The 4,277-nt window shown below is 38.1% G+C and carries 3 protein-coding genes; 1 reads left to right on the top strand and 2 read right to left on the bottom strand.

The features are described from left to right. Window positions 1-163: 163 nt before the first annotated feature. A complete protein-coding gene (locus ACOVO2_RS18325) occupies window positions 164-2,149 on the top strand; it encodes an STN and carboxypeptidase regulatory-like domain-containing protein (protein WP_421771367.1) in 1,986 nt (661 codons plus the stop codon). 64 nt (window positions 2,150-2,213) lie between these two features. Here ACOVO2_RS18325 and ACOVO2_RS18320 read toward each other — a convergent pair whose 3' ends face one another. Beyond that, on the bottom strand, window positions 2,214-2,993 hold the full coding sequence (locus tag ACOVO2_RS18320) for a DUF3575 domain-containing protein (protein ID WP_421771366.1): 780 nt from the start codon (window positions 2,991-2,993) through the stop codon (window positions 2,214-2,216). A gap of 91 nt (window positions 2,994-3,084) precedes the next feature. Beyond that, complete coding sequence (locus ACOVO2_RS18315; RefSeq protein ID WP_421771368.1) at window positions 3,085-4,107, bottom strand: threonine aldolase family protein; 1,023 nt, start codon at window positions 4,105-4,107, stop codon at window positions 3,085-3,087. Window positions 4,108-4,277 lie beyond the last annotated feature (170 nt).

Genomic DNA, 4,277 nt, shown 5'->3' with positions numbered 1-4,277 from the left:
CAGTTCTCAGTGGACAGTTCTCAGTGGACAGTTCTCAGTGGACAGTTCTCAGTGGGCAGTTCTCTCATCGATTATGCCAACTGAAGACTAAAAACTGCCAACTAAAAATAGGGGAAAACCAAAACTAAAATGTCATAGCTTCAAAAACACATTTTTTAAATTTATGAAAAAGCTATTCACATTTTTTTTACTGCTCTCAATCACCCAAGTTTTTGCCCAAAATCGGCCACCGCTCGAACGAATCATTTCAATTAAAATCTCGAACGAAAGACTCGACAATGCACTCAAAAGCATTGCCAATGCTGGAAACTTTAGTTTTTCGTATAATCCTGATGAATTTTCGGTCGAAAAACGAGTGTCAGTTTCAGCACAAAACCAAGCTGTTAGAGAGATTCTGAGCGATATTTTTGGTAATACGGCAACTTTCAAGAATCGCAATAATTATATCATTCTAAAAAAAGCAAGCGAAGAACCACAGAAAGATTTTTTCGTGATGGGCTACGTTTCAGACGGAGAAACGGGCTTAAAAATTGAGAAAGCGAGTATCTACGAACCTGTAACACTTGCCTCTGCCATATCGAATCAATATGGCTACTACCGTCTAAAAATTCCGAAGGAATTGAATAATGTAAACCTTTTGGTCAGAAAACAGAACTACCAAGATGAACGAATCTTGATTCGCTCAAAACAAGATAAAACACTCAATATCAAACTTTTAGCAATACCAAAACTCCCGAAAGTCGATACAATCGCTCGATTGATTTCCTTCAAGATTGATTCACTTCCCAACAAAAAGCTCGATAGTTTGCCAGTGATTCAGCCAGTTATAACTAAAATTGAGCCTGTCGAAGCGAAAGATTCTATTATCATCGAAATTCCGAGAATCGATTATCAAGAATATTGGAATACCGCCAAAGAGCAATTACAAATCACACAAAGACGCTTGACTGATTGGTTTATCACAACCAAACAAAACATTCACCTCGATAATGTCCGTGATACACTTTATCGACCTGCACAAATTTCGTTTTTGCCATTCATTGGCACCAATCATTATTTGAGTGGAAACGTCATCAACAATGTATCTATCAACATCATCGGTGGCTATTCGTTGGGGGTGCGTAGCCTTGAAATTGGTGGACTTTTCAATGTCGTTCGTGGAAAAGTCTATGGAATACAAGCATCCGGATTCGCCAATCTAGTTGGACAGGACGTAAAAGGCGTACAAATGGCAGGTTTTGGCAGCGTAAATGGTCGAAATTTCTACGGTGTGCAGGCTTCTGGATTCGGAAATCTCAACGGTGGAAGCACAGGAGGAATTCAGATGGCAGGTTTTGGAAATGCTTCACTCAAAAACTTTTCGGGAATTCAAGCCGCGGGCTTCGGCAACTTCGTTTTGGAAGATACACATGCAAGTATTCAAGCTGCTGGTTTTGGAAATACCACCATTGGTAATACTAACGGACTCCAAGTAGCTGGATTTGGTAACTTTACTGGAAAAAACCTGAAAGGAATACAAATTGCGGGAGTAGCGAATTGGGTGGATGGCAAAATGAGTGGTTTACAAATTTCACTCTTTAATTATGCAAAAAAAGCCCAAAGCGGACATCAAATTGGCTTGTTTAATTTTGCCAAAGAAAACGAAAACAGTGTTCCAATCGGACTTTTAAGTTTTGCGGGCAAAGGTGGTTATCGACGTCTCGAACTCGGTGCTGATGAAGTAAATTGGTTTAATATGACTTTCAAAACTGGAGTAAAACGCTTCTATAATATCCTAACGGCAGGATATAACTTTGGATTGGCTAATAAACCAGACTTTTCACTCGGTTATGGTTTAGGAACTTCATGGAAGCTAAACCGTACGTTTTGGTTAAATTTTGATGTAGTTTCCTCGCATATTCAACAAAATGGCAATTATTGGAATCTACGCCAGCATAGCAAAGCAAGTCTGGGATTAGAAATTCATGCAACTCGACATATCGCTTTGTTTGTTTCGCCGACTATCAATTTCTTGGCGAGTAAAGATGAAGGTATTGATTTAGGAAAGCTCAACAACTGGAAGATTTCAGAAAAGCAAGGCAATTATTTTGGACAAAAAGCTATGCTTACTTCTTGGGTGGGTATACAAGGAGGAATTAGATTATTTTGATAGAGAAACAAAACCTGCAAGGTTTGAAAAGACGGGGTCGCCCAGACCTTGCAGGTTTAATTTATCAAAAACGATACCCCAAATTAAATCCAAATCCACGCAAATTTAGGTAATTGAGCTGACGTACATTATCAATTCTTACTCCTTGATTATCAACCACTAAGCCCAAATACTCTTCATTGATTTTGAAAGTTGTCAGAATTTTATCTCTTAGTCGAGTTCTGAAATCATCATCGAACCCCTCAAGATTTTGATTCGATTCTCCATGTACGCTCACACGGCCAAAATGAGCTCCAATAATATAACAATCAAAAGTAAAACGATTACCCAAACGAAACTGATGCCCAACCATTAATCCTGCTGAAGCGGTTTTTATTTGGGTGTCAACTGGCAAATCTAGCCTGACGGGCACACCTCTATAATCAGTATCTATAAATACAGGAACATCGCCATGAAAGTCATTATATTTCCCAAAAATTGATAAATACGTACCAATTGGAGCACCTTTTTTCCCGAAATAAAATCTCATTTCAGGCGTAATATGATACATTCCAATGCGTGACTCTGCTTTTTTTACATTATCAAAACTTATATAATCAATTTCCCCGTCAGCAAAATCAACATATTTTTCTAAATCTTTTGCATATGGAAACAAACTTTTCGGGCGAAAACCCGCCCCCAATGCCAAAGAAAAATGATTACCCAAAACTCTTTCGTATTGAAGAGTAGCCGCACCCAAAGCTGCAGCAGAAAGGTTGACTTTCAACACTTTACGTCTTTCTTCTTGAGCAAAAGAATGAATTGAAATAAAAATAAAACAGAGTATTCCGAGTTTTCTTTTCACAATTTGTATTTTTCAGTACAACAAGTTTCCTAACTTGTCAGATATAAAATTTAATAACAAGTTAAGAACTTGTTCTACAATCTTAACGAATTCAACCGACTTTTCTGATATTTTTTTCAAATTCAATTAGATGTTCGTCCGTAAAATCAAGGTGCGTGACGAATCTTACCAAGTGTTTACCAAAAACCACACAACCGATATTTTGCTCTTTCATACGTGCCACAAAGTCACTTGCCAAGATAGTCTCAGGCAATTCAAAAATTACAATATTGGTATCAATCGGATAAATGTTTTTTACGAATGGAAGACCATCTAAAACTTTACCGATTTGCTTGGCACGAGCGTGGTCTTCTCGCAAACGTTCGATGTTATTTTCTAAGGCATAGATTCCTGCGGCAGCCAAAAAACCTGCTTGTCGCCAGCCCCCACCCATCACTTTACGTGAGCGACGTGCTTTTTTAATGAAATCTTTCTTACCCAAAAGCAATGACCCAACGGGGCAGCCCAAACCTTTCGACAAACAAATTGAGATAGAATCGAAAAGTTCCCCGTAAGTTTTGGGGCTTTCATTGGTTTCTACCAAAGCATTAAATAACCTTGCACCATCCAGATGTAAAGGGAGATTCTTTTCATTACAAACAGCCCTAATTTGCTCAATATCAGATAGTTGATAATAACATCCACCACCCTTATTCATGGTATTTTCGAGCGAAACCAAACTTGTAGTAGGTTGATGAATATCATCGGGATTATTAATTGCATCACGCACTTGTTGGGCATTTAATCTGCCTCGGTCGCCATCTAAAAGTTTTAGAGAAGAAAAAGAATTTAAAGCAACTCCCCCACCTTCATACAAATAAATGTGAGAATATTTATCACAAATCACTTCGCTTCCTGGCCAAGTATGCACCCGAATTGCCAACTGATTTGTCATCGTTCCTGACGGACAAAACAGAGCGGCTTCCATACCAAACATTTCGGCAGTTTTGGCTTCGAGAGCCAATACGGTTGGGTCATCGCCAAAAACATCATCACCCACTTCAGCCATAAACATGGCTTCTTTCATACCCTTGCTGGGTTTCGTTACGGTATCACTTCTTAAATCTATAAACATCGTTTGAGATAAAGGTAAATTTCTTTGCAAAAGTCTAACTTTTTAGGAAATTTTACGTTATTATTTGGGAAATTAGTTATTGGTTATTGGGAAACTGTCTAATTAGAAATTATAAAATTTTGCAAATATACAAATACCATCAAGTAACCAGTAACTAATTTCCCAGTAAC

The organism is Emticicia sp. (genome assembly GCF_049241225.1).
GTDB lineage: Bacteria > Bacteroidota > Bacteroidia > Cytophagales > Spirosomataceae > Emticicia.
Note: the sequence above shows the minus strand (reverse complement) of the source record. Positions and strands in the feature narration are given on the sequence as shown.

Excerpts from the sequence above, each read along its gene's own strand:
- ACOVO2_RS18325 (WP_421771367.1), top strand. The coding sequence starts at position 164 with ATGAAAAAGCTATTCACATTTTTTTTACTGCTCTCAATCACCCAAGTT.
- ACOVO2_RS18315 (WP_421771368.1), bottom strand. The coding sequence starts at position 4,107 with ATGTTTATAGATTTAAGAAGTGATACCGTAACGAAACCCAGCAAGGGT.